Raw genomic sequence first — 23,400 nt, 5'->3', positions numbered from 1 at the left:
CGTGCCTTTTTCGCGCACTGTGGCGGTTTGGCCCGCTGATTGCCGCCGGTGCCCTGGCTTTTCGGTCTCTCACGGAGACAATCGGGCATGGCCGCGCCGGTTCACCCGTCGCGGAGGTGCCCAGGTCCATCTGGCGCTCGTCTGCGTACGGCCGAACCGGCGACGGAAGCAGCGGTTGAAGTACGACACATCGCTGAATCCGCTTATCATGGCGATGTCGCTGACCCGCATGCCGGCGCGCATCCATGGCACGCTGACTCGCCTGGAACCGGGGCTCGGCGCGCTGGCCGCAACTGGCCGGCATCGCCGCCCTTAATCGTGGCCGCCGCCGGCACGGCGCTGACCTCCAAGCCGCCGGTGCCGTCGCCGGAGTAGGAGAGGCCGTCTCTTCGTCGCCGATCTCCGACGTCGGCTCCTGGACTTCGCAAGAATACAACCCCACCTACGCCCAGCCGAGGCTGCCGCCGAGCAGGTCTTGCAAGCCACGTGAAGCATAATTACATCAATGACTAAGCGTGCGTCGCACGCGACTGTAATGCTTTGGTCAAGCTTCATCTATGGAGGTTGTCATGGCTAACATGCTCATGGAAGGAAAGAAGGGCCAGGACTGGCTCAATCTGGTCCTTGCCATCTGCCTGTTCATCTCACCTTGGATAATCGGCTTCGCTGCTGAAACCGCACCTGCATGGAACGCCTGGGTTGTTGGCGTCGTGCTGGGTGTCATGGCTCTGGCAGCGCTTACCGCATTCGCCGAGTGGGAAGAATGGGTGAGTGTCGTTCTCGGGCTCTGGCTGATCGTTTCGCCCTGGCTACTCGGTTTCATGGCGAACACACATGCGATGGCCACTGACGTCGTTCTCGGCGTGCTGGTGGTTGCCGTATCCGGCTGGGCCGTCTGGGACTTCCGTCACCCGCACGCGCACGCGTGATTGGGACGGACCAAGGGTGGGGGCTCGGCGCGCGAGTGACGGGCTCCTCCCGCAGATATGGAATGCGCGTCCAAGGTACACGAAATTTGGGCTGGCGCCCTGGTGCCGCGAGGGCGATGGGTGCCGCGCGCCGCGTTCGGGCACTTTTGTGAATGTCCGCCGGCATCCGTTTGCCGGACCACCCGTGCCGATCTGGCCACCCGCTTGCGATCGGGAGGCCGCGCCCATGGATTTCGGTGAGATCGAACCCATATCTTGGCTAGGAGTTTGAGCGTGACCTTCGCGCGGGTGGCCCTTCTTGCCGCGGCCTTCGTCGTCGCGGCTGTGCTTTCTCCCTTCTCCTCAGCCGGGAGCGAAAGGGTTGCGCTGAGCGTCGCCATTGACGGCGCCATCGGGCCGGCAAGCAGCAGGCAGCTCAAGGAAGCACTCGATGCCGCGGCCAGGCGGGACGCGGCGGTCCTCATCCTAAAGCTCGACACGCCGGGCGGGCTGGTCACCTCGATGCGCGAGATGATCGCCGACATCCTGGCGTCGCCGGTGCCTGTCATCGGCTATGTCGCCCCGGCCGGCGGCCATGCGGCAAGTGCCGGCACCTATATCCTCTATGCCACCCATGTCGCGGCGATGGCGCCCGGCACCAATCTGGGTGCGGCGACGCCGATGGAGATTGGCGGCTTGCCGTCGCTTCCGGGCGGCGACAAGGGCGATCAGAAGGAGGTGGGTGACCAGAAGGGCGGGGGCGACCAGAAGGAAGCCGGCGGGCGGCCGGCGGGCGACGCGATGATGGCCAAGGTGACCAATGACGCGGTCGCCCTGATCCGCTCTCTTGCCGAACTGCGCGGGCGCAACGGCGACTGGGGCGAGAAGGCCGTGCGCGAAGCGGCGAGCCTTTCGGCCAATGCGGCATTACAGGAACATGTGATCGATCTCGTCGCCCGCGACGCCACCGAGCTGCTGCAACTGGCCGATGGGCGCACCGTCGATGTGGCGGGCAAGAAAGTGGTGCTGGCGACGAAGGGGCTGCCGGTCGAGACGCTGGAGCCGGGCTGGTTCATCCAGCTGCTTTCCGTCATCACCGATCCGAACACCGCCGTCATCCTGATGCTGGTCGGCGTCTATGGCATCGTCTTCGAGTTCACCAGCCCGGGCGCGGTCGCGCCCGGCGTCATCGGCACCACCTGTCTCGTGCTCGGCCTCTATGCGCTGGATCTCCTGCCTATCAACTATACCGGCCTTGCCCTGATGCTGCTCGGCGTCATTTTCCTGATCATCGAGGCCTTCAATCCCACCGTCGTGCTCGGGCTCGGCGGCGTGGCCGCCTTTCTGTTCGGTGCCGCCATGCTGCTGCGGGTCGAGGGGCCGGGCTTTGCCCTGTCATGGGCCGTCATCGGTCCCACCGCCGGGCTGACGCTTGGATTGGCGCTTCTGAGCGGCACCTATCTCTGGGCGGCGCGCCGGAAGCCGCCGCGCGTCGGCGGCGAGGCAATGCGCGGCCAGCCGGCCGAGATCCTCGACTGGCAGGGCGGCGAGGGCCATGTGCTGGCCTTGGGTGAGCGCTGGCGGGCGAAGGCCGATGAACCCGTCGCGGCCGGCGACAGCGTCGAGGTGACCGAGATCGCCGACCTCGTGCTGACCGTGCGACGGCGCGACGCGGGAAGGAATGGAGCAAGGCAATGAACATCGGTTATGTGGCCTACCTGGTACTTGCGCTTCTTGTGGTCATGTTCCTGTCCGCGGCTATCCGCATCCTCAGGGAATATCAGCGCGGCGTGGTCTTCACGCTCGGCCGCTTCAGCGGGGTCAGGGGACCCGGCCTGATCATTCTGATCCCCTTCGTCCAGCAGATGGTGAAGGTCGACCTGCGCGTGGTGGTGCAGGACGTGCCGCCGCAGGACGTGATTTCGCGCGACAACGTCTCGGTCAAGGTCAATGCCGTGCTTTATTTCCGCATCGTCGACGCCGAGCGGGCGGTCATCCAGGTCGAGGACTACATGGCCGCCACCAACCAGCTGGCGCAGACCACGCTGCGATCGGTGCTCGGCAAGCACGAGCTCGACGAGATGCTGGCCGAGCGCGACAAGCTCAACAGCGACATCCAGGAAATCCTCGACCAGCGCACCGATGCGTGGGGCATCAAGGTGTCCAATGTCGAGATCAAGCATGTCGACCTCAACGAGAACATGGTCCGCGCCATCGCCAAACAGGCCGAGGCCGAGCGGCTGCGGCGCGCCAAGGTGATCAATGCCGAAGGCGAGCAGCAGGCGGCGGCGAAACTGGTCGAGGCGGGCCGCATGCTGGCCGCCGAGCCGCAGGCCATGCAGCTGCGCTATTTCGAGGCCCTGCACGACATCGCCGGCGAGCGCTCATCCACGGTGGTGTTCCCGCTGCCGGTGGACTTGCTCAGCCAATTCCTGAAGCACGGGAAGAGCGCGTAGTTCCCCCACGAGGGGGCGATCGGCGTCTTCGCCAGCCACATAGCTTCAACCTTCACCGCCGCCAGGGCGGCTCCGGCGCGAAGCGCTTGCCGATCCAGTCGGTGAAGGCGCGGGTCTTGGCGGCTTTTCCCTTGGCCGAGGGCGTGACGACGTAGACCGCGCCTTCGTCCGCCAGCGTCCACTCCTCCAGCACGGGCACCAGCCGTCCGTCGGCAAGCTCGCGGCCGACCAGCCAGTCGGTGCTCATCATCAAGCCGACGCCTTGCACGGCGGCGTCGACCAGCACCTCGGCATCGTCGGTGACCAACGGCCCCGAAACCTCGATGCGTGCGCGCCGGCCCTCGCGGTCGGTCATCTCCCAGGCTGGAAAGGTCTGGAAGCCCGAGAAGCCCAGGCAGGCGTGGTCGAGCAGCGCCTGGGGTGTCTCCGGCCTGCCCTTGCGGGCGAGATAGGAGGGAGCGGCGCAGAGCAACCGGCGTCGCGTCGCCACCTTGCGTGCCACCAGGCGCGAATCCTCCAGGCTGCCCAGCCGCACGGCGACATCGAAATTCTCGGCGACCAGATCGGTGAAGCGGTTGGAGAATTCGGCCTCGATGCGGACATCGGGAAATTCGGCGAGGAACTGAGGCAGCAGCGGCCCGATCCACATGCGCCCGAACGTGCCGGGCAGCGCCAGCCTGAGCACGCCGCGCGGGCCGCCCCCGGCATGCGCGGACGCGGCGGCCTCAGCCTCGTCGACGGATGCGAGGATGGCGCGCACACGCACCAGGAATTCGGCACCCGCTTCGGTCAGCGACACGCTGCGCGTCGTGCGCGAGAGCAACCTCACCCCAAGCCGCGCCTCCAGCGATTGCAGGCGCCGCGACAGGATGGTCGCGTCGCGCCCGACACGTGCCGCCGCCCGGGTGAAGGAGCGCGCCTCGGCGATAGCAGCGAAGGCGGCCATCTCGGCAAGGGCAGCGGGTTCGTGAGATTGCTGCATCATTCACAGTTCTCAATTGCAAAAAACAAGGATTATCCAGAGATAGCGCAGCAAATAGGTTCATTCAATCGAACAAATCGTCCCACCGGAGTGAAACCATGAAAGCCATCGAACTCAGCCAGCCCAGGCTGGACGCCTTCCGCGCCGCCACCGTTGCAACCCCCGAACCGCAGCGCGGCGAGGTGCTGATCCGCCAGCGTGCGGCGAGCCTAAATTTCGTCGACGTCGCGGTGGCGAGCGGCAATTATCCCGGACCGAGTTTCCCGCTCATCCCCGTCGCCGACGGCGCCGGCGAGATCGTCGCGCTGGGCGAGGGCGTTACCAGGTTCGCCATCGGCGATCGCGTCGTCACGCATGCCAAGCCGCGCTGGATCGGTGGGCCGCCCCGGCCTTACGAGATGACGCAGATGCGCGGCGTCTCGATGCCGGGGTCGCTGGCCGAATATGTGGCGCTGCCGGCCAATTCGCTGGTGGCGGTCCCGGCGCATCTCTCCTTCGAGGCGGCGTCGACCCTGCCGATCGCCGGCACCACCGCCTGGAACGCCATCCGCGCCGCCAATGTCGGGCCGGGCTCGGTCGTGGTGCTGCTTGGCACGGGCGGCGTCTCGATCTTTACCCTGCAACTCGCGAAAGCCGCCGGCGCCACCGTCATCATCACCTCGTCGTCGGACGAAAAGCTGGAGCGGGCGAAGGCGCTCGGCGCCGATCATCTCATCAATTACCGCGCGACGCCCGACTGGGACGGCAAGGTGCTGGAGCTGACCGGCGGCCTCGGCGCCGACCTCATCGTCGAGACCGGCGGAACCGCCACCTTCGCCCGTGCCGTCAACGCCACCGCGCCCGGCGGCACGCTGTTCACCATCGGCTTCGTCACCGGTGCGGAAGCCACCATCAATCTGCTGCCGATCATCATCAAGGCGCTGAAGGTGGTCGGCAACAACACCGGATCCGTATCCGATCTTTTCGACGCCGCCCGTGCCATCGGCGCGGCCAGGATCGAACCGGTTGTCGACAAGGTGTTTTCACCCGATCAAGCGAGCGAAGCCTACACCCACATGGCCGCCGGCGGCCTGCATTTCGGCAAGCTGGTGTTCGGGCTGGAGTGGTGAAGCAGCCGATCTCCCCTCTCAAGGGGGAGATGTCGCTGAAGGCGACAGAGTGGGTCGGTTCGACCGGAAGCGGCTTCCTATCGCCGGCCGATCAAGGTCGGCGCTCCACGCGAGCCTCTGGCCTGCCGGCCATCTCCCCCTCCAGGGGGGAGATTGGCAGTTCCACCCTCAGATCAGCTTCTCCAACGTGATGGGCAGATCCCGGATCCGCTTGCCCGTTGCGTGGAACACCGCATTTGCGATCGCCGGCGCCATGCCGACGATCGCCAGTTCGCCGACACCCTTGCCGCCGAGCACGGAGGAGTGCAGGTCGGGGATGCCGACCGAGATCACCTCGATCTCGGGGATGTCGGCATTGGTCGGGACGAGATAGTCGGCGAGGTTATTGTTGACGATGCGGCCGTGGCGGCGGTCGACGATGCCTTCTTCGAGCAGCGCCTGGCCGATACCCATGATGATGCCGCCCTTCCACTGGCTTTCGGCCAGCTTCGGATTGTAGAGCCGGCCCGAATCCAGCGCCGACACCACCCGCGACACGCGCACCGTGCCGAAATCCTCGTCGACGCGCACCTCGACGAAATGCGCGCACCAGGAATGGCGGGAATAGTCGCCCTCGGTGTGCGGCAGCGCCATGGCGATGGTGGTGTAGTTCTTGTAGCGATCCTCTGCCGTCGAATTGGCCGGCATGGTGTCGCCGGTCGCCTCGATGAGGTCGCGGCCGATGCTTTTGAGCAGTTCGGCGATCGAGACATCGGGACCATCGCCGCGAGGCGAGCCGATGCGGCCATTGGCGACGACCAAAGTGTTGGCCTGCAGCGTGTGGAAGGGCGAGCGCGGATCAATGATGGCCAAGCCGATCAGCTGGTCGAGCGCCGAGGTCGCCGCCTTGTGGACCGCGCCCGTCATCACGCCGGCCAGCCGTGAGCCGCCAGTGACGCCGGCGCGGGGAAACCGGGAATCGCCGAGCTTCACCACGACGTTGTCTGCGCTCACGCCAACCGTTTCGGCGGCGGTCTGCGCCAGGATGGTGTAGGTGCCCTGGCCCATGTCGATCGAGGAGCTCTCGACCTCGACCGAGCCGTCGGCCAGAATGCGCACCATCGCTTCGCCATAGGCGCGCCGCACCGGATAGGTGCCGGCGGCGACGCCCCAGCCGATCAGCTGGTTGCCGTCGCGCATCGAGCGCGGCTCAGCTGTGCGCCTGGCCCATCCGAAGCGTTCGGCGCCCGCTGCAAAAGCTTCGCGCAACTGTCTGGTCGACCAGGCTTTTTTCGCGTGCGGGTCCTGTTCGGCGTAGTTCTTCAGCCGGATCTCCAGCGGATCGATGCCGACCTCGTAGGCGAGCTCGTCGATGGCGCTTTCGATGCCGAAGGCCGATGGGTTTTCACCCGGCGCGCGCATGGCGCCCGGCACCACCGAATTCACCCGCACGACATTCTGTTTCGACGAGAAGTTCGGCGTCGCGTACATGATCGAGGTGACCGAACCCAGCGGCTCGACCCACATGCCGTCGATGGACGTTTCGTTGACGCCGCGATGCACGATCGACTGGATCATGCCGTCACGGTCGGCGCCGATCGTCACCGTCTGGCGGGTTGCGGCGCGGCCGCCATAGCTGGTGAAGGTCTGCGGCCGCGTCATCACCAGCCGCACCGGCCGGCCGAGCATTTTCGCGGCACTCGCGGCAATCGCGCCATGGCTGAGCGCCAGTGCCTTGGAACCGAAGCCGCCACCGATATAGGGCGACACAAGCCGCACATTCTCGAACGGCACGGCGAACCATTCGGCATAGGTGCGCGCCATGCCGTCCAGCCATTGGCTCGGCTCCCACACGGTGAGATGGTCGCCTTCCCAGCGGGCGATCAGGCCATGCGGTTCCATCGGCGCCTGGTATTCGCGCGGTGTGTTGTAGGCGGCGCAGATCCGCACCGGGGCGGAGGCGAAGGCGGCGGACGCGTCGCCCCATTCCTTGGTCATGGCATCGACCGGAATGCCGTCGCCGGCCTTGCCGTCGCTGAGGTCGACGATTGCCGGCGTCTCGTCATAGCTGACCATGACCAGCGCCGCCGCGGCGACCGCCTGCTCGAAAGTCTCGGCGACGACGGCGGCGACGTGCTGGCCCGAGAAGGTGATGTCGCGCGCCAGCGGGCAATAGGGTTTGTCGGGCGGGGGGGTGCCGAACCAGTCCGAGGCGGTTCTCAGGCTGATGATGGTGTCCGCGGTCAGCACCTTGAGTACGCCCGGTGCTGCCTCGGCCGCCTTGCTGTCGATGGCGCGCACCTTGCCGGATGCGATGGTACTTTCGACCAGTGCGGCGTAGGCGAGGCCTTCGAGCTGCTGCTCGACGGCGTATTTGGCGGCACCCGTGATCTTGGCCGGACCGTCGACGCGCGACAGCCGGCCGCCGACCGCGTCCGCGCCGCCGTCGAACGCATCGCCATGTCTGATGTTGTGAACGGTCATGCCGTTTCTCCCATCTTGAGAATAGCCCGTGCGACGACGCGCGGCGCGAGCTCGATCTTGTAGTGGTTGGCGCCTTGGTCGACGGCGCCTTCGACGGCGAGCAGGCTGGCGGCGCGAACAGCTTCCGGCTCCAGCACCTTGCCTTTCAGCGCGTCTTCGACGGCCCGCGCCCGCCATGGTTTGGTGGCGACACCACCGAGCGCCACGCGCAGATCGCGGATGGTGCGTCCGTCGGATTCCAGTTCGAGCCCGACGGCGGCACTGGCCGCCGCGAACTCGTAGGACTGCCGGTCGCGGACCTTCAGATAGGCCGAGCGGTGGGCAGCGGCGGAAGAGGGGATTTCGATGGCGGTGATCATCTCCCCCGGCTCGATCGCGTGTTCCCTGTCCGGCGTCGTGCCGGGCAACAGGAAGAAGTCATCGACCCGGATGCGCCGATCGCCGAGACGGACTGTCGCGTCGAAGGCGACGAGCACGGTGGCGAGATCGCCTGGGTACATGGCGATGCAGGCGTCGCTGGTGCCGAGCACGGCATGGCCCCTGGTGACGCCGCCGATCGCCGAACAGCCGCTGCCTGATACACGCTTGTTGCAGGCCGAAAAGTTCGAGGGATCGCGGAAATAGGGGCAGCGCGTGCGCTGCATCAAATTGCCGCCTATGGTCGCCATGTTGCGGATCTGCGCCGACGCTGCCTGCCATAGCGCCTCCGAGATGGCGGGGAAGCGGCTCTTGATGTCGTCGTGCTCGGCGACATGGCCCATCCTGGCGAGCGCGCCGATGATGGCGCTGTGCTCGCCGATCTCGATCCGGTCCAGTCCCTTGATATGGGTGATGTCGACCAGCGTGTCGGGTTCGGCGACGCCGCATTTGGCGAGGTCGATCAGCGTGGTGCCGCCGGCGAGCAACATGGCGCCGGGGAGCGCGGCCGCCTGGCGGGCGGCGTCGACCGAAGTGGCGCGAAGATAGGAAAAATCCCTCATGACGCGGCCTCCAGCGCTGCCTGGCGGACGGCGGCGACGATGTGCGGATAAGCGCCGCAGCGGCAGAGATTGCCGGCCATGTATTCGCGGATTTCCTCGTCCGAGCCGGCATGGCCCTCCCGAATGCAGGCCACCGCCGACATGATCTGGCCTGGCGTGCAATAGCCGCACTGGAAGGCGTCCTGTTCGAGGAAGGCAGCCTGCACGGGATGCAGTTCGCCCTCCCGTGCAAGCCCCTCTATGGTGGTGATGGTGCGACCCGCGGCCTGTGCGGCCAATGTCAGGCAGGCCAGCACGCGCTCGCCGTCGACATGGACGGTGCAGGCGCCGCACTGGCCATGGTCGCAGCCCTTCTTGGTGCCGGTCAGGCCGAGCCTGTCACGCAAGGCGTCGAGCAGCGTGACACGCGGTTCGAGTTCCAGCGTGTGACGCCGGCCGTTGATATCGAGATGGACAGGAATTGTGGTCTTGCTCGTCATGGGCGTCTGGCTCCAGTTGCTTGACGCTTGGGGGATGAATTGGAGTTAGGGTAGGGAGGGTCCAACCCGTTGCTTCGGACGGACCGCTCCTCACCCCAACAGGTCCTCGATCCGGATCGGAAAGCGCCGCGGGCGCACGCCGGTCGCGTGCCAGACCGCATTGGCCACGGCGCCGGCCGTGCCGGTGATGCCGATTTCACCGACGCCCTTGATGCCGAGTGCGTTCACGTGAGGGTCGTCCTCGTGAACCAGCAGCGCTTCGACCGACGGCACGTCGGCATTCACCGGGACATGGTATTCGGCGAGGTTGGCATTCTGGATCCGGCCGGAGCGCCGGTCGGTGACGGCTTCCTCGTGCAGCGCGAAGGAAACGCCCCAGATCATCCCGCCATAATACTGGCTGCGCACCAGCCGCGGATTGATGACCCGTCCGGCGGCGAATGCGCCGACCAGCCGGGTGACCCGGATCTGGCCTAAATCCGGGTCGACCTTCACCTCGGCGAACACGGCCCCATGCGCGTGCTTGGCGTAGGTCTCCTGCGACGCCGGATCCGGAGCGCCCTTGCCATGGCCTTCGATCTCGGCAAGACCCGCGCGGGCGAGGATCTCGCCATAACTTTCGCCGCGGCTTTCGTCATCGCGGCGGTAGAGGCGTCCGCCGCGCGCCAGGACACCTTCATTGCCGGCGCCGAACAGCGGCGAGGCTTCGTTGCCCGTGGCGAGATCGGCAAGCCTGGCGATGACGGCCGCACCCGCATTGTGGATGGCCATGCCGGCCGTCGCCGTGTGACCCGAACCGCCGGCGATGCCCGCATTGGGCAGGTCGGAACTGCCGGCCCTGAAATCGACCTGGTCGATGTCGAGCCCCAGCCCGTCTGCCGCAATCTGGGCAAAGGCCGTCCAGGCGCCTTGGCCCATGTCCTGAGCGCCGGTCTCCATCAAGCCGCTGCCGTCGGCCCTCAGCACCGCGCGTGCCTCGGCCTGGAACATGAGCGCCGGGAACGTCGCCGTGCCCATCCCCCAGCCGGTAAGGAAACCGTCCGCGTCGCGCATCCGCCGCGGCTGCAGCGGCCGGCTCGCCCAGCCAAACGCCTCGGCCGCCTGTTCGTAACATTCGCGCAGCGCCTTGGAGGAGAACGGCTTGCCGGTCATAGGCTCGACTTCGGCATAATTCCTGAGTCGGAATTCCAGCGGGTCCATGCCGCAGGCATGGGCCGCCTCGTCGATGGCGCTTTCCAGCGCGATCGATCCGGTGGCCTCGCCCGGCGCCCGCATGAACAGCGGCGTGCCGGTGTCGAGCCGCACGGCATCATGCGAGGTGGCGATGGCCGGACTGGCATAGAGCGTGTGCGAGGCGTCCGCCGCCGGTTCGAAGAAATCGTCGAACGTGCTCGATGTGGTCCTGGCGTGATGGGAGATCGCGGTCAGCCGCCCTTCGCCATCCATGCCCATGCGCAATGTCTGGCGGGTCGGGGCGCGATGGCCGACCGGGCCGTACATCTGCTCGCGCCGCAGCACCAGCTTGACCGGGCGGCCGACGAGACGCGCCGCCAGGATGCCGAGCACCTGTGGCCCGGAGATCATGCCCTTGGAGCCGAAACCACCACCCAGGAATGGGCTGCGGATGTGGACGTTCCGCGGCGCGATGCCGAACAGGCCGGCGATGCGCCCTTGCGCCATGGCAAGGCCCTGGCTGGGCGTGTCGATCGACAGCTGGTCGCCGTCCCAGGCAGCGACGATTGCGTGGGGCTCCATGGCGTTGTGGTACTGTGCCGGCGTCTCGTAAGCCGCCTCGATCCGCGTCCTTGCCGATTCGAGGCCAGCCTCGACATCGCCCTTCTCCTGCACCGCCGGGTTGCCGACGCCGACGCCGCGCGGCACGAAGCTTTTGCCGCCATCGAGACCAACGCGCGCCGGCAGCGTTTCATAGCGCGGCGACAGCAGCGCCGCGCCTTCGGTCGCCGCTTCCAGCGTCTCCGCGATCACCACGGCAATGCTCTGGTTGGGATAGCGAACCCCATCGTTCTGCAGCAGGTCGAGCCGGAACATGAAGGGATGGTCCTTGGCATCCGGATCGACGGCGAGCGCCGGCCGGTTCAGCGGCGTCATCACCTCGACCACGCCCGAATGCGCCTTGGCCGCCTCGATATCCAGCGACACGACCCGGCCGCGCGCGATGCTCGAGACGGCGAGCACGGCATAGAGCATGCCGGGCGGGTGGTTGTCGGCGGCGTAACGCGCCGCCCCGGTGACTTTCAAGAATCCGTCGCGGCGGGTCAGCGGCTGGCCGATGCTGGAGCCCTGCCGCGTATGGGCGGGTTGCTGGTTGAGACTGAGTTCAAGCGTCATCGCGCACTCCGGGAATGGAGGAAAAGGGGGAGGCAGGAAGAGCCGGCATCCGCTCGGGCGTTCCGGCCTTTGCGGCCATCAGCGCCCTGACGACGATGCGGCGGGCCAGCTCGATCTTGAAGGCATTGTCGCCGGAGGGGCTGGCGTCGGACAACGCGGCATCCGCGGCGCGAACGAAGCTCGCCTCGTCGGCATCGGCGCCAAGCAGCACCGCTTCCGCCGAACGCGCACGCCACGGCTTGGCCGCGACACCGCCCAGCGCCAGTCTTGCGCCGCGGATCTTGCCGCGATCGACGACAAGTGCCGCGGCCGCCGAAACGACCGCGAAGGCATAGGAGGTGCGTTCGCGCACTTTCAGGTAGCGGGCGTGAGCGGCGAAGGAAGCTGCTTCCGCCGGCAGGCGCACCGCAACGATCAGCTCGCCCGGCTCCAGCACGGTCTCGCGCTGCGGGGTGTCGCCCGGAAGCCGGTGAAATTCCTCCAGCGTCACATGGCGCCGGCCTTCCTTGCCCTCGATCTCGACCACGGCGTCCAGCGCCACCAGGGGCACGCAGAAATCGGAGGGGTGGGTGGCGATGCAGGCATCACTCCAGCCCAGGATGGCATGCAGGCGGTTCTCGCCGCCAAGGGCCGAGCAGCCGGAACCGGGTTCGCGCCTGTTGCAGGCGCTGGCGGTGTCATAGAAGTAACTGCACCGCGTGCGCTGCAACAGATTGCCGCCGACAGTGGCGGCGTTGCGAAGCTGCGCCGAGGCGCCCGACAGCAGCGCCTCGGCCACCGCCGGATAGGCCTTGGCGAAGGCCGGATCGTGTGCGAGATCGGCATTGCGGACCAGCGCGCCGATGCGCAGGCCCCCATCATCGAGCGTTTCGATGCGATTGAGTTCCGGCAGCCGGGTGATGTCGACGATCCGTTCGGGGCTGGTAATGCCGCCCTTCATCAGATCCAGCAGATTGGTGCCGCCGGCGAGATAGGCCGAGCCCGGTCCGGCCGCCGCCGCTATGGCGTCGGAGATGGTGGCCGGCCTGATAAAATCGAAGTCTCTCATGCCGCGGTCCTCCGGTCGGTTCCGGCAAGTTGTTGCCGGGCTTCCAGGACGGCCTCAACGATGCCGCCATAGGCCGCGCAGCGGCAGATGTTGCCGCTCAGCCCCTCGCGAATACGCTCGGGATCGTCTCCAGCCTGTCCTTCGGCGATCAGGCCGAGCGTGCTCATGATCTGGCCGGGTGTGCAGAAGCCGCACTGGAAGCCGTCATGGGCGATGAAGGCGGCCTGCACCGGATGCAGTTCTTCACCGTGAGCGACGCCTTCGATGGTCAACACCTCGGCGCCGTCATGGCTGACCGCCAGCGCGAGGCAGGAATTAATGCGCTTGCCGTCGACCAGCACCGTGCAGGCACCGCACTGGCCGCGGTCGCAGCCTTTCTTGGTGCCGGAGAGCTCAAGCCGCTCGCGTAGCAGGTCGAGCAAGGTGACGCGGGTGTCGACCTCGAGTTCGTGGCGGTGTCCATTGACGGTAAGCGAGATGGGAAGGGTGGTCATGGGCGTCTGGCTCCAGTTGCTTGACGCTGAGGGGGATGATCTGGCGCTTGGGAGGGGAAGGACAAGGTCAGGCGGCAGCCAATCCGCCGCGGGTGGGGAAGGTGACAGCTTGCGGCTTCGAAAGACGTGACATACCGGGCTCCCTGATTATATGATAAAGGTGCTCCACTAAAACGGAGGCGCCTCCGTTTATTTACGTGGGGGCTGGCCGGGCATGGTTCAAGCCCCCATATCCCTGGTGGAGAAAAAAATTGGCTTTTGAGCCCGTCACAACTGTCGACCAAAAACCCGCCGCCGCCGACAAACCGCTGCGCGCGGATGCCCAGCGCAACCGCGACCGGCTGGCCGAGGTCGCGGCGGCTATGTTTGCCGAGCGCGGCATCGATGCCTCGCTGGAGGAGATCGCGCGCCGCGCCGGCGTCGGTATCGGCACGCTCTACCGGCATTTCCCGACGCGCGAGCATCTGGTCGAGGTGGTCTACCGCCGCGAGGCGGAGGCGCTATGCGCGGCGGCCGGCGAGCTTGCGGCAAAACATCCCTCCGATGTCGCTCTGGAAGAGTGGATGCGCCGCTTCGTCGACTATATCGCCACCAAGCGCGGCCTGGCGACCAGCCTGCGCATCCTGTTCACCACCAATTCGACGCTCTTCTCCGACACGTCGGGTAGGGTTTCGCAGGCGCTGCGGCAACTGGTCGAGGCGGCGGTGGCCGACGGCACGATCCGCGGCGACGTCGATGCCTCCGACGTGCTGCATGCGCTCGGCGGCATCTATTCGGCACCCGACACGCCGGAATGGCGCGATCGCTCCCGCCGGTTGGTGAAGCTGTTGATGGACGGCTTGCGGTTCGGAGCGGGGAAGGCTGGGTGAACGGGGATAATGGCCGCGCAACCGTGCGCGACAGGATGATTTGAGGGGCATTCAATGTATGTAGGCCGTTCCTACAAGGTGGTCGATTTCGCGCTGTGGTCGCGGCGCAGCGTGCTCTACATGGTGGTGGTGAGCGGGCTGGCCGTGGCGGCCTACCGCCTGCCGGGCATTGCCGGGTTCTCCGTGCCATGGTCGGTGGTGCTGGTGCTCGGCACCACGGTATCGCTCGTCACCGGCTTCAAGAATTCGCAGGTGCTCACCCGCAGCGGTGAGGCGCTGCAGGCTTTCACGCAGATCACGGCCAGCAGCCGGATGTGGTCCAATTTCTGCCGGGACTTCCTCGATGCGCCGACGGCTCGGAAGCTCATCTACCGCCACATCGCCTGGATGACGGCGCTGCGATACGCGCTGCGGCGGCCGATGCCATGGGAATCGATGGGGAAGGCCGCCAATATCGAATACCGGCGGCGTTACCACATCCAGGAGGACGAGGGCTCGATCGTCGACGAATTGCGCCCGCTGCTGGGCGACCAGACCGTTGATGTCCTGAAATCGCCTCGTCCGGCGATAGCCTTGCTCGAAATGCAGTCGGTCCAGGTCAACGGGCTGCTCAAGGACGCCAAGGTTCCGGCGCAGGTCTATGTCGAACTGACGAAGCTGATCCGCGACTTCCACGACCAGCAGGCGCGCTGCGACCGCATCAAGAACAATCCCTATCCCCGGCAATACGCCATCGTCAGTTCCATGTTCGTCATGATCTTCTGCACGCTGCTGCCGTTCGGCGTGGTTCCGGTGTTCGCCGACATGGGCAAACTGGACGGCATGCTCGGCTCGATCGCCATCTGGCTGACGATCCCGTTCAGCACGCTGCTGGGCTGGGCCTACATGTCCCTCGACCAGGTCGGCGAGAGCAGCGCCAACCCTTTCGAGGGCAACGCCAACGATGTGCCGATCTCGCAAATCTGCCGCGACATCGAGATCGAGATGCGCGCCGGGCTCGGCGAGAGCGACCTTCCCAAGCCCTTGCTGCCGGTCAACGACATCGCGATGTGAGGCGGAAGCGGGCGCCTACCGGCGGGAGATCACCCGCAGCCAGGGCGCCAGGTGGAAAGCGCTCATCAGCAGGTACATGGCGGGCATCCCGGTCAGGATTGGTCCGGCCAGCGGCGAGGCGCCCATGCATGGCATGGTCCCGTCGCCGCCTTGAAGGCGGGAAAGCAGCGCCATCAGTGCGAAGGTGGGCGCTGCTGCCAGGCACAGCCAGTCGGCGATGCCACGAGGGGCGGCATTTTCGGCGCTGCCGATGCCGGATTGGATATCGCTCATGGTCTTATTCCCTTGGTGATTGCGACCCGTCGGGACCTGGGTTCCTCAGCCCCTGCCGGAGGCGGGAGAGGAGCCCAGGCTGGACAGGCTTGCGCCGGCTACTGGTTGGCCTTGTCGCGGAAGGCGGCTTCGCCGGCGGCGGACACCTCGGCCCATTTCTTGTCGGCTCCGGCTTCGTAGTTGTCGTGCCAGTTCCACCAGCTGTAGAGCGGGGTCTGCGGGTAGCCTTCGGGCGAGTCTTCCCAGACCTCCTGGCGGCCGAGCGGCGTGACGTCGAGATAGCTCCAGACGGTGCCCAACGCCTCGTCGCCGCGGTTGTTGATGAAATAGGTGCGGAAGATGCGGTCGCCATCATGAATGAACACGTTGTGGCCGTGCCATTCGTCGACACCGAAATCCTTGTCGAAGCTGTCGGTGATCGTGTACCAGGGCATCTCCCAGCCCATCCGCTGCTTCAGCCGCGCAATGTCGGCCTGCGGCGCGCGCGAGGCATAGGCAAGCGTGGTGTTGCGGGCGTTGAGATGGGCGAGGTGGCCGACCTGGTCGGCGCCGAGCGAGCAGCCGCGGCAGGCGTGCTCCGGCCAGCCATAGACGCCAGGCTCGAAGAAGGCGCGGTAGACGATGAGCTGGCGGCGACCTTCGAACAGGTCGAGCAGGCTCACCTTGCCGTCGGGGCCTTCAAAGACATAAGCCTTGTCCACTTCCGTCCATGGCATGCGCCGGCGTTCGGCCGACAGCGCGTCCCTGGCGCGCATCGTCGCCTTTTCCTTCACCAGCATCTTTTGGTGCGCGGCTTCCCAATCTTGCCGTGAAACGATCGGCGGGGTCTTCATCGTCATGGTCATTGGTCTTCTCCTTTGCCAGTCGTGGCGTCGTTGCGGTGTGGTGTTGCCTGGGCAGGTCGGGGTGCCGCAGGCGCGGCGGAATCCAAGAGATCCGGTCCGGCGCAGCAGGGGTGGCGTGCGGCGTGCTTGGCCGTATCATTGGCCGTGTCGAGGTCGAGGTCGGTGGAAGCAGGCATCTTTGTATCTCCTATGCGTGCCGTCATTGCCGACTTGCTGGGCCGACTTGCTGGTTGACGGTACTGACGTAAGTTAGGGCGGCTCGGTGCCGAGGTGGGAGTTACAAGTGTGACGGGATTTGAATGGACTCGCTGATCACCTCGGCAGCGCTGGCGCTGGCGGCCGGCGATCCGCTTGGGGCACTCGACCGCGTCGCCCTGCGCGAGGACGCGCCGGCGCTGGCGCTGCGCGGCATCGCCATGGCGCAGCTCGGCGACTTCGATCGCGCCAAGCTCTTGTTGCGGCGGGCCGCGCGCGCCTTCAGTCCGAAAGAGGCCGTCGCGCGCGCCAGATGCGTCGTCGCCGAGGCCGAGATCGCGCTGGTCTCGCGTGATCTCGGTTGGCCGGCCAAGGCGCTCGACGCGGCCCGCACGGCGCTGGAAAAGCACGGCGACCGGTTGAACGCGGCGCATGCCGGCCACCTCAAGGTGCGGCGCCTGCTCCTGATCGGCCGCCTCGACGAGGCCGAGCATGTGCTGGCCGGGCTCGACCCGGCGCCGCTTCCGCCGGCGGCCAGGGCCGCGCACGAACTCGCCGTCGCCGGGATTGCCATGCGGCGCCTGCGGACCAGGCCGGCACGCGCGGCGCTGGAGTGGGCGCGACATGCCGCCCGCAAGGCCGGCATTCCCGGCCTGATCGCGGAGGTCGACAGCGCATGGCAGGCGCTGGAGACACCCGCGGCGCGATTGATCGCGCACGGCAGGGAGCAGCCGCTGCTGCTCGAAGAGGTCGAGGCGTTGCAGGGATCGCCGGCTCTGGTCGTCGATGCTTTCCGCTACGCCGTGCGCGTTGGGCGGACCACGGTTTCGCTGGCAAGCCGGCCTGTGCTGTTCGCCTTGGCGCGGACGCTCGCCGAAGCCTGGCCGGGGGATGTGTCGCGGGGCGAACTCGTGGCGCGGGCCTTCGGCGGCAGGCATGCCGATGAATCGCATCGCGCGCGCCTGCGCGTCGAGATCGGGCGGCTGCGCGCAGAGCTTCGCGCACTGGCCGGCATCAGCGCCACCAAGCATGGCTTCACGCTGGCGCCGCGCCAGGCGCGCGCGGTGATGGTGCTGGCGCGGCCGATCGAGGAGCGGCACGCGGCCGTGCTGGCCTTGCTGGCCGACGGCGAAGCCTGGTCGAGCTCGGCCCTGGCGCTGGCGCTTGGAACCGGCCAGCGCAGCGTGCAACGGGCGCTCGAGCCGCTTGCCGAGGCCGGCAAGGTGCAGTCCTTCGGCCAAGGCCGGGCGCGCCGCTGGATGACGCCGCCGGTGGCGGGTTTCACGACCACCTTGTTACTCCCGGCGCCGCTGCCAAACGGCTAAGTGTGTTGATATTCAGGTGATGTCGGCCTGCAAAGGTCAGCGGGATGACGACCACACTAAAGGATCAGGAAATGAAACATTCAGCGGCCGAAATTTTGAGGGAATACGGACCCTTTCCAGGTGCCAAGACGGTGGCCGGGGTGAGCTTTGACGGCAAGAACGTCTGGTTCGCCTCGGGCGACAGGCTGAACGCCTTCGACCCGGAGAGCGGGCAGGCCTTGCGTTCGATCGATGTCGCGGCTCACGCCGGCACCGCCTATGACGGCCGGCATTTCTTCCAGCTCGCCAAGGACCGCATCCAGAAGATCGATCCCGACACGGGCGAGGTGCTTTCCACCATTCCGGCACCCGGCAATGGCGGCGATTCCGGTTTGACCTGGGCGGAAGGCACGCTGTGGGTCGGGCAGCACCGGGAGCGCAAGATCCACCAGATCGATCCCGAGACCGGGGCGATCCTGCGCACCATCGAATCCAATCGTTTCGTCACCGGGGTGACCTGGGTCGAGGGCGAATTGTGGCACGCCACCTGGGAGGGCGACGAAAGCGATCTGCGCCGCGTCGACCCCCGGACGGGCAAGGTCCTGGAGAAGCTCGACATGCCTGCCGGCATGGGCGTCTCGGGGCTGGAGTCCGATGGCGGCGACCGCCTCTTCTGCGGCAGCGGAAACGCCGGCGTGGTGCGGGCGGTGCGCCGGCCGAAATAGGGACCGCGAATTTTCCCTCGGCGACTGGCCGTTGCGCGATGTCGGGCCTAGATAGGCTGGACCATCCCCCCGCAAAAGGACCAGATCATGCCCGAACAGATCACGTTGAACGACGGCGCCGCCATTCCCCAGCTCGGCCTTGGCGTGTGGCAGGTCGATCACGACATCACCGCGCAGGTAGTGGGCTGGGCGATCGAGGCCGGTTACCGGCTGGTCGACACCGCGCAGGGTTAGCAGAACGAGGAAGGAGTCGGCGAGGCGATCCGCGCCGCCGGCGTGCCGGCAAGCGAGCTGTTCATCACCTCGAAGCTGCGCAACGGCGCTCACCAGCGCGATGCGGCGCTTCGTGCCTTCGACGACACGATGCAGAAGCTCGGCGTCGAGCAGCTCGACCTGTTCCTGATCCATTGGCCGGTGCCCAGCCAGGACAAATATGTCGAGGCGTGGAAGACGCTCGTCGAGCTGAAGCAGGCCGGCCGCATCAGGTCGATCGGCGTCTCGAATTTCAATCCTGATCATCTGGAACGCATCATCGGCGAGACGGGCGTGACACCAGTCGTCAACCAGGTCGAGTTGCATCCGCGCTTCCAGCAGCGCGCGCTCAGGGAGTTTCACGCCCGGCACGACATTCATACGGAAAGCTGGGGTCCGTTGGGCAGCGGCCGCCTGCTGAGCGATCCGACCATATCAGGCATTGCCCGCAAACACGGCAAGTCCGCCGCGCAGACGATGATCCGCTGGCATCTCCAGCAAGGGCTGATCGTCATCCCGAAATCGGTCCGCCAGGACCGTATCGCGGCCAATTTCGACGTCTTCGATTTCGAACTGGACGCGCAGGACCTGGAGACGATCGGCGGCATGGATGCGGCCGACGGCCGCAACGGTCCGAACCCGGCGACGGCAGCCTTTTTGTTCTGAGCGTGCCAAGCGGCCGATCTCCCCCCTCGTGGGGGAGATGCCCGGCAGGGCAGAGGGGGGCACTGTCCCGCCGGCCTCTCAGTCCGTACCACCCAAACCCGCCACGATGACAATATGTTGGCAGACATTTTCGATGTCGCGGATGACATCGTCATTCCAAAACCGGAGCACGGTCCAGCCGTCCTGTTCCAGCCGCTTCGTCCTGAAGGTGTCGGCCGCTGCAAGCTCTGCGTCGCCGTGCTGCGATCCATCGAGTTCGACGACGAGCTTCTTCTGAGGGCACGCAAAGTCGACGATACAGCCGGCAATAGGCAATTGTCTTCGAAAGCCAAGCCCCATCAGTCGATGCGCGCGAAGTTCATTCCAGAGCTTTAACTCCGCGTCGGTCATGACCTTGCGCATCGATCGAGCGTTTGCGCGGTTTTGTGGGGGCAATGGCGTATGCGGCATGGCAGCTTCGATTGTGATTGAGGTTGGCGCTCTACGGCGCCCCCCTCTGTCCTGCCGGACATCTCCCCCACGAGGGGGGAGATCGGCGGCTTCGCCCTCGGCGCGTTAAATCCCCGAGCCGTCCAGCTGTTGCGCGTCGTCGCCTTCCCATGGCGCCGGCATCGAGGCGCCCCGGCTGAGATTGGCCGAGGGCATCGGCATCCAGCACTTCAGCTCCGGCTCGGCGTATTCGACGACGCGGCCGGGCGAGGAATCGGAGGCGCGCCAGCCTTCCTCACCGAACTGATCGGCGCGTGACCAGTAGGCGAGGTCGACTTCCGCTGGCCCCTGCTCGGACGGGCGGACCGTAACGAGTATCCGGCTGCCGTCTTTTGGCGCGCTGGACATGTGGCGCCAGCGGTCGGGCTCATCCATCGTTCTTCCTCCTGCCTTGCTGCGGGATGAAGTGTCGCCTCGCCGCCGGAGGCGGTCAACCCAAACTTTGCACGACCGGTCCTGTTTCAATGGGCTGCTCATTCCGCCCGGCCCGCGGGGAATGTATGATTTGTCGGATTGCACCAGCCGCATCCGTCCTTGATCTGGCGATGGTCGCCGGGACAAGGAGAGGCATTCATGAGTGACAAGGTCGAGCCGATGCCGGCTGGGGCGGAAACAAAACTGTACTTCAGCCGCAACCCCAATCCGCGCCTGGGGGTCGCGGTGGCGCGTCATCTCGGGGCGAAAGTGACCTTCGAATTCGCGTCGCCGTTCACGCCGGGGCAAGCGGAGCGATTCCGGCCACTCAATCCCAACCTTTCCCTCCCCATACTGGCGTGGCCGGGCGGCAGCCTGTGGGAGGCCGACGCCATAGCCTGCCGGTTGTCGCGCGACATGGGTTCGGATTTTTGGCGCAGCGGCGAGGATGAGCCCGACATGATCCGCTGGCTGAGCTGGGGCAAGGAGAATTTCGTGCGGGCCTGCGACATGGTGCATTTCGAGCGCGGCACCAAGCAGCGCTATCACATCGGGCCGATCGATCACCAACTGGTCGAGGAGGGGCTGAAACTGTTTCACACGACGGCGGCGATCCTGGAGACCGCGCTTGCGGGCCGGCAATGGCTGGTCGGGGACGAAGTCTCGTATGCCGACTTCCGCATGGCGACCTTCCTGCCGTTCAACGATGTCGCTGGGCTGCCGCTTGGTGATTATCCCGCGCTCACCCGCTGGTACGGGCGGCTTGAAGCCATCGACGCCTGGCGTGATCCCTTCGAGGGCCTGGAAGCGCCGCGATTGCCGCCAGTCCCAGGACAGATCGAGCCGCATGAGGCGGCGCCGAGGCTGTAACCGAAGGGGTGGCGACCGGCGTATACGTTTGGAGAGAAACTTGAAGACGCCGGCCGCCTTTTGGGGGCGTTGGGTGCATCACGTTGGGGCACGATGCAGGGTCAGGTTAGGCGGATGCCTGGTGTCCGCAATCGGAACACCGGCCCATGGTGAACAAGTGGTTACTATCCACAGGTCAGGGCTGTAAACGGCAGACGGCCCGCCGGTTTCGGCCATCCATCGCGGCCACGTCGTCGTTCTCTCGGCTGTGCGCAACGCGAATCGCCGGCCATGCCACGCTCGACGGGCCGCGATCGGGTTGATAAGCCCGTCTGCGAAGGAGCTGATGAGTCTGGCATGACCGTTGCGATCGAGATGGGACACACGACGGCGGGCGACCCGGCGAAGCTCGATCTCGAGGAATTGCTGGCGACCCGCCTTCTGGTGCAGGGCAATTCGGGCTCCGGCAAGTCGCATTTGTTGCGGCGGCTCCTGGAGCAGAGCGCGCCTTGGGTGCAGCAGACCATCATCGACCCCGAAGGCGACTTCGTTTCGCTGGGCGAACGATACGGCCATCTGGTCATAGATGCCGAGGAGCATACCGAGCGCGGGCTGCAGGCGGCCGGCGAGCGGGCGCGTATCCATCGCGTCTCGACCGTGCTCAACCTGGAAGGGCTCGATGCCGAGAACCAGATGCGGCGGGCTGCCGCCTTTCTCGGCGGGCTGTTCGAGGTCGCGCGCGACCACTGGTACCCGATGCTGGTGGTGGTCGACGAGGCGCAGCTTTTCGCGCCGGCGGTGGCCGGCGAGGTATCGGACGAGGCGCGCAAACTCTCGCTCGGCGCCATGACCAATCTGATGTGCCGTGGCCGCAAGCGGGGGCTGGCTGGCATCATCGCCACGCAGCGGCTGGCCAAGCTCGCCAAGAACGTCGCGGCGGAAGCCTCCAACTTCCTCATGGGCCGCACCTTCCTCGATATCGACATGGCACGCGCCGCCGATCTCCTGGGCATGGAACGGCGGCAGGCGGAAGCGTTTCGCGATCTGGAGCGCGGGCAGTTCATGGCGCTGGGGCCGGCGCTGTCGCGCCGCCCGCTCGGCCTGCGCATCGGCCCGACCGACACCAGCCCGCGCAACGGCACGCCCAGGCTGATGCCGCTGCCGGAGGCGGCGCTCGAGGATGCCCGCGCCATCATCCTGGCCGCCCCGCCGCCGGAGACGATGCGCGCGCCACGCCGGGTGGCGTCGCCGGACCTGCTGGAGCAGCTGATGGCGGCGAAATCGGCGCCGCGCGACATCCGCCCCGAACCGGCGGAGCCGCAAATCAGCGCCGAGGATCTGGCGGAGCGGCGCGAGCGGGTGGACCGCGTGCTGCGCGCTATTCTTGCACAACCTGACGCAGGCTTCCGCGTGATCGGCGTGCTCTACCAGGAGTTCGTCGTACGCTGCCGCATCGAGGGTCTCGCCTCGGTCGTGCCTGATCTGCCCGCATTCCGCCGCATGTTGACGCGCGCCCGTGCCGGGCTGGGGTCTGAAACTAGCGAGGACGATGTGTGGCGCGACGTCTCGGTGCGCGCCTCGCTGCTGCCGGAGGACATGCAGGGCGTGTTCATGATGATCGCGCGCGCGGCGAAGGAGGGCTGGCCGTGCCCAAGCGATGGCGCGATCGCCCGCGCCTATGGCTCGCATTCCATGCGCCGGGCCCGGCGGCTGCTCACCTATATCGAGGAGCAGGGTCTCATCGTCTGCCAGCTCGACGGCGCCGGCCGGCGCACCGTGACGCTGGTCGAACTCGCCTGGGCCACGGCGCCCGGCGACCCCAACGCCGAGGAGGCGGAGCAGGGAAGCCTGGCGCTGTAAGAGGACTATGAAGTTTTCAACCTCGGGCTGATCAGGCAGGCATCCTGGCAAGCCGGCCGGATGCGGTCGCTTGTTGGGTTTCGGTGAGGGCCAGCCGTGCGACGCCGCCACCCTAACTGGACGGTGATGACACCGTCGACCGCCCGCCATCCCGATGGGATGATGAGCCGGTCCGTCCCGACGTGCGGCGATCGGTTCCCGGCTCGCGGGCGGTAGTGTGCTGAGAGTTCTGCAAATTCGCTGAGAGAGGGCGGTCATGGCAGGCTGGTGATGTTCAACGTCACCTGATTCCCGCGAAGGAACGCCACCATGACCAAGATTGAGAGTAAGACCGCCAG

General features: G+C 66.6%; 22 protein-coding genes and 2 pseudogenes. 12 read left to right on the top strand and 12 right to left on the bottom strand.

The features are described from left to right. Positions 1-69 precede the first annotated feature (69 nt). Positions 70-228: pseudogene (locus O7B34_RS18245) on the bottom strand (AraC family transcriptional regulator); the annotation flags it as partial. Here O7B34_RS18245 and O7B34_RS18240 point away from each other — a divergent pair. From O7B34_RS18240 to O7B34_RS18225, 4 genes are all read left to right on the top strand, one after another. Continuing rightward, positions 176-316 (top strand): hypothetical protein, encoded by a 141-nt coding sequence (locus O7B34_RS18240; RefSeq protein ID WP_337147589.1) that lies wholly within the window; start codon positions 176-178, stop codon positions 314-316. The pseudogene O7B34_RS18245 and the gene O7B34_RS18240 overlap by 53 nt on opposite strands. A 253-nt stretch (positions 317-569) precedes the next feature. After that, positions 570-929: an SPW repeat protein gene (locus O7B34_RS18235; protein WP_337140140.1), complete on the top strand. Its 360-nt coding sequence runs from the start codon at positions 570-572 to the stop codon at positions 927-929. 273 nt (positions 930-1,202) lie between these two features. Further along, positions 1,203-2,606 carry an NfeD family protein gene (locus O7B34_RS18230; RefSeq protein ID WP_337147347.1) on the top strand — a complete coding sequence of 468 codons (1,404 nt, stop codon included), beginning with the start codon at positions 1,203-1,205 and terminating at the stop codon, positions 2,604-2,606. Then, positions 2,603-3,364, top strand: a complete 762-nt coding sequence (locus tag O7B34_RS18225; protein ID WP_337147346.1) for a slipin family protein — start codon at positions 2,603-2,605, stop codon at positions 3,362-3,364. The genes O7B34_RS18230 and O7B34_RS18225 overlap by 4 nt, the downstream gene beginning before the upstream one ends. A gap of 52 nt (positions 3,365-3,416) precedes the next feature. Here O7B34_RS18225 and O7B34_RS18220 read toward each other — a convergent pair whose 3' ends face one another. Next, positions 3,417-4,346 (bottom strand): LysR family transcriptional regulator, encoded by a 930-nt coding sequence (locus O7B34_RS18220; RefSeq protein ID WP_337147582.1) that lies wholly within the window; start codon positions 4,344-4,346, stop codon positions 3,417-3,419. A 98-nt stretch (positions 4,347-4,444) separates the two neighbouring features. Here O7B34_RS18220 and O7B34_RS18215 point away from each other — a divergent pair, with 98 nt between their 5' ends. Further along, entirely contained in the window at positions 4,445-5,455 is a 1,011-nt protein-coding gene (locus O7B34_RS18215) for a zinc-dependent alcohol dehydrogenase family protein (RefSeq protein WP_337147344.1), read from the top strand. A gap of 168 nt (positions 5,456-5,623) precedes the next feature. Here O7B34_RS18215 and O7B34_RS18210 read toward each other — a convergent pair whose 3' ends face one another. The 6 genes from O7B34_RS18210 to O7B34_RS18185 form a co-directional block, all read right to left on the bottom strand. Beyond that, positions 5,624-7,918 carry a xanthine dehydrogenase family protein molybdopterin-binding subunit gene (locus tag O7B34_RS18210; RefSeq protein WP_337147342.1) on the bottom strand — a complete coding sequence of 765 codons (2,295 nt, stop codon included), beginning with the start codon at positions 7,916-7,918 and terminating at the stop codon, positions 5,624-5,626. Further along, positions 7,915-8,898: an FAD binding domain-containing protein gene (locus O7B34_RS18205; protein ID WP_337147341.1), complete on the bottom strand. Its 984-nt coding sequence runs from the start codon at positions 8,896-8,898 to the stop codon at positions 7,915-7,917. Before O7B34_RS18205 ends, O7B34_RS18210 begins: the two co-directional genes overlap by 4 nt. After that, positions 8,895-9,377 (bottom strand): (2Fe-2S)-binding protein, encoded by a 483-nt coding sequence (locus O7B34_RS18200; RefSeq protein WP_337147340.1) that lies wholly within the window; start codon positions 9,375-9,377, stop codon positions 8,895-8,897. Before O7B34_RS18200 ends, O7B34_RS18205 begins: the two co-directional genes overlap by 4 nt. A gap of 90 nt (positions 9,378-9,467) precedes the next feature. Further along, positions 9,468-11,726, bottom strand: coding sequence for a xanthine dehydrogenase family protein molybdopterin-binding subunit (locus O7B34_RS18195; RefSeq protein ID WP_337147338.1), 2,259 nt, complete (start codon positions 11,724-11,726; stop codon positions 9,468-9,470). Next, positions 11,716-12,774: an FAD binding domain-containing protein gene (locus O7B34_RS18190; RefSeq protein ID WP_337147337.1), complete on the bottom strand. Its 1,059-nt coding sequence runs from the start codon at positions 12,772-12,774 to the stop codon at positions 11,716-11,718. Before O7B34_RS18190 ends, O7B34_RS18195 begins: the two co-directional genes overlap by 11 nt. After that, entirely contained in the window at positions 12,771-13,268 is a 498-nt protein-coding gene (locus O7B34_RS18185) for a (2Fe-2S)-binding protein (protein ID WP_140771420.1), read from the bottom strand. Before O7B34_RS18185 ends, O7B34_RS18190 begins: the two co-directional genes overlap by 4 nt. 251 nt (positions 13,269-13,519) lie before the next feature. Between O7B34_RS18185 and O7B34_RS18180 the strand changes: the two genes are divergently transcribed. Further along, a complete protein-coding gene (locus O7B34_RS18180; RefSeq protein ID WP_337147336.1) occupies positions 13,520-14,137 on the top strand; it encodes a TetR/AcrR family transcriptional regulator in 618 nt (205 codons plus the stop codon). A gap of 54 nt (positions 14,138-14,191) precedes the next feature. After that, entirely contained in the window at positions 14,192-15,190 is a 999-nt protein-coding gene (locus tag O7B34_RS18175) for a bestrophin family protein (protein WP_337147334.1), read from the top strand. 15 nt (positions 15,191-15,205) lie between these two features. Here the strand turns inward: O7B34_RS18175 and O7B34_RS18170 are convergent, their stop codons facing one another. Continuing rightward, positions 15,206-15,463 carry a hypothetical protein gene (locus O7B34_RS18170; protein ID WP_337147332.1) on the bottom strand — a complete coding sequence of 86 codons (258 nt, stop codon included), beginning with the start codon at positions 15,461-15,463 and terminating at the stop codon, positions 15,206-15,208. Positions 15,464-15,561: 98 nt separating this feature from the next. Next, a complete protein-coding gene (locus O7B34_RS18165; RefSeq protein ID WP_140509458.1) occupies positions 15,562-16,308 on the bottom strand; it encodes a DUF899 domain-containing protein in 747 nt (248 codons plus the stop codon). Between the two features lie 299 nt (positions 16,309-16,607). Here O7B34_RS18165 and O7B34_RS18160 point away from each other — a divergent pair, with 299 nt between their 5' ends. From O7B34_RS18160 to O7B34_RS18150, 3 genes and pseudogenes are all read left to right on the top strand, one after another. Next, positions 16,608-17,828 (top strand): helix-turn-helix domain-containing protein, encoded by a 1,221-nt coding sequence (locus O7B34_RS18160; RefSeq protein WP_337147331.1) that lies wholly within the window; start codon positions 16,608-16,610, stop codon positions 17,826-17,828. 71 nt (positions 17,829-17,899) lie between these two features. Then, positions 17,900-18,532 (top strand): Vgb family protein, encoded by a 633-nt coding sequence (locus O7B34_RS18155; RefSeq protein ID WP_140509462.1) that lies wholly within the window; start codon positions 17,900-17,902, stop codon positions 18,530-18,532. A gap of 87 nt (positions 18,533-18,619) precedes the next feature. After that, positions 18,620-19,450: pseudogene (locus O7B34_RS18150) on the top strand (aldo/keto reductase). Between the two features lie 78 nt (positions 19,451-19,528). On the opposite strand, the gene O7B34_RS18145 reads toward O7B34_RS18150, so the two are convergent. Together O7B34_RS18145 and O7B34_RS18140 are read right to left on the bottom strand one after the other, a co-directional pair. Next, complete coding sequence (locus O7B34_RS18145) at positions 19,529-19,852, bottom strand: endonuclease domain-containing protein (protein WP_337147329.1); 324 nt, start codon at positions 19,850-19,852, stop codon at positions 19,529-19,531. A 153-nt stretch (positions 19,853-20,005) separates the two neighbouring features. Beyond that, complete coding sequence (locus tag O7B34_RS18140; protein WP_027146346.1) at positions 20,006-20,314, bottom strand: hypothetical protein; 309 nt, start codon at positions 20,312-20,314, stop codon at positions 20,006-20,008. A gap of 198 nt (positions 20,315-20,512) precedes the next feature. Between O7B34_RS18140 and O7B34_RS18135 the strand changes: the two genes are divergently transcribed. After that, complete coding sequence (locus O7B34_RS18135) at positions 20,513-21,223, top strand: glutathione S-transferase family protein (protein WP_337147327.1); 711 nt, start codon at positions 20,513-20,515, stop codon at positions 21,221-21,223. 336 nt (positions 21,224-21,559) lie between these two features. After that, on the top strand, positions 21,560-23,062 hold the full coding sequence (locus tag O7B34_RS18130) for an ATP-binding protein (RefSeq protein WP_337140157.1): 1,503 nt from the start codon (positions 21,560-21,562) through the stop codon (positions 23,060-23,062). Positions 23,063-23,400 lie beyond the last annotated feature (338 nt).

The sequence above is a fragment of the Mesorhizobium sp. Cs1299R1N3 genome, assembly GCF_037179625.1.
Taxonomy (GTDB): Bacteria; Pseudomonadota; Alphaproteobacteria; order Rhizobiales; family Rhizobiaceae; genus Mesorhizobium; species Mesorhizobium salmacidum.
The sequence above is the reverse complement of the archived record's forward strand: the minus strand, read 5'-3'. Positions and strand labels throughout refer to the sequence as shown.

What these genes read in the sequence shown, in the direction of transcription:
- O7B34_RS18175 (WP_337147334.1), top strand. Translation starts at nt 14,192, where the DNA reads ATGTATGTAGGCCGTTCCTACAAGGTGGTCGATTTCGCGCTGTGGTCG.
- O7B34_RS18200 (WP_337147340.1), bottom strand. Translation starts at nt 9,377, where the DNA reads ATGACGAGCAAGACCACAATTCCTGTCCATCTCGATATCAACGGCCGG.
- O7B34_RS18235 (WP_337140140.1), top strand. Translation starts at nt 570, where the DNA reads ATGGCTAACATGCTCATGGAAGGAAAGAAGGGCCAGGACTGGCTCAAT.
- O7B34_RS18145 (WP_337147329.1), bottom strand. Translation starts at nt 19,852, where the DNA reads ATGCGCAAGGTCATGACCGACGCGGAGTTAAAGCTCTGGAATGAACTT.
- O7B34_RS18170 (WP_337147332.1), bottom strand. Translation starts at nt 15,463, where the DNA reads ATGAGCGATATCCAATCCGGCATCGGCAGCGCCGAAAATGCCGCCCCT.
- O7B34_RS18195 (WP_337147338.1), bottom strand. Translation starts at nt 11,726, where the DNA reads ATGACGCTTGAACTCAGTCTCAACCAGCAACCCGCCCATACGCGGCAG.
- O7B34_RS18140 (WP_027146346.1), bottom strand. Translation starts at nt 20,314, where the DNA reads ATGGATGAGCCCGACCGCTGGCGCCACATGTCCAGCGCGCCAAAAGAC.
- O7B34_RS18220 (WP_337147582.1), bottom strand. Translation starts at nt 4,346, where the DNA reads ATGCAGCAATCTCACGAACCCGCTGCCCTTGCCGAGATGGCCGCCTTC.
- O7B34_RS18135 (WP_337147327.1), top strand. Translation starts at nt 20,513, where the DNA reads ATGAGTGACAAGGTCGAGCCGATGCCGGCTGGGGCGGAAACAAAACTG.
- O7B34_RS18225 (WP_337147346.1), top strand. Translation starts at nt 2,603, where the DNA reads ATGAACATCGGTTATGTGGCCTACCTGGTACTTGCGCTTCTTGTGGTC.
- O7B34_RS18205 (WP_337147341.1), bottom strand. Translation starts at nt 8,898, where the DNA reads ATGAGGGATTTTTCCTATCTTCGCGCCACTTCGGTCGACGCCGCCCGC.
- O7B34_RS18160 (WP_337147331.1), top strand. Translation starts at nt 16,608, where the DNA reads ATGGACTCGCTGATCACCTCGGCAGCGCTGGCGCTGGCGGCCGGCGAT.
- O7B34_RS18215 (WP_337147344.1), top strand. Translation starts at nt 4,445, where the DNA reads ATGAAAGCCATCGAACTCAGCCAGCCCAGGCTGGACGCCTTCCGCGCC.
- O7B34_RS18165 (WP_140509458.1), bottom strand. Translation starts at nt 16,308, where the DNA reads ATGACCATGACGATGAAGACCCCGCCGATCGTTTCACGGCAAGATTGG.
- O7B34_RS18190 (WP_337147337.1), bottom strand. Translation starts at nt 12,774, where the DNA reads ATGAGAGACTTCGATTTTATCAGGCCGGCCACCATCTCCGACGCCATA.
- O7B34_RS18210 (WP_337147342.1), bottom strand. Translation starts at nt 7,918, where the DNA reads ATGACCGTTCACAACATCAGACATGGCGATGCGTTCGACGGCGGCGCG.
- O7B34_RS18155 (WP_140509462.1), top strand. Translation starts at nt 17,900, where the DNA reads ATGAAACATTCAGCGGCCGAAATTTTGAGGGAATACGGACCCTTTCCA.
- O7B34_RS18185 (WP_140771420.1), bottom strand. Translation starts at nt 13,268, where the DNA reads ATGACCACCCTTCCCATCTCGCTTACCGTCAATGGACACCGCCACGAA.
- O7B34_RS18130 (WP_337140157.1), top strand. Translation starts at nt 21,560, where the DNA reads ATGACCGTTGCGATCGAGATGGGACACACGACGGCGGGCGACCCGGCG.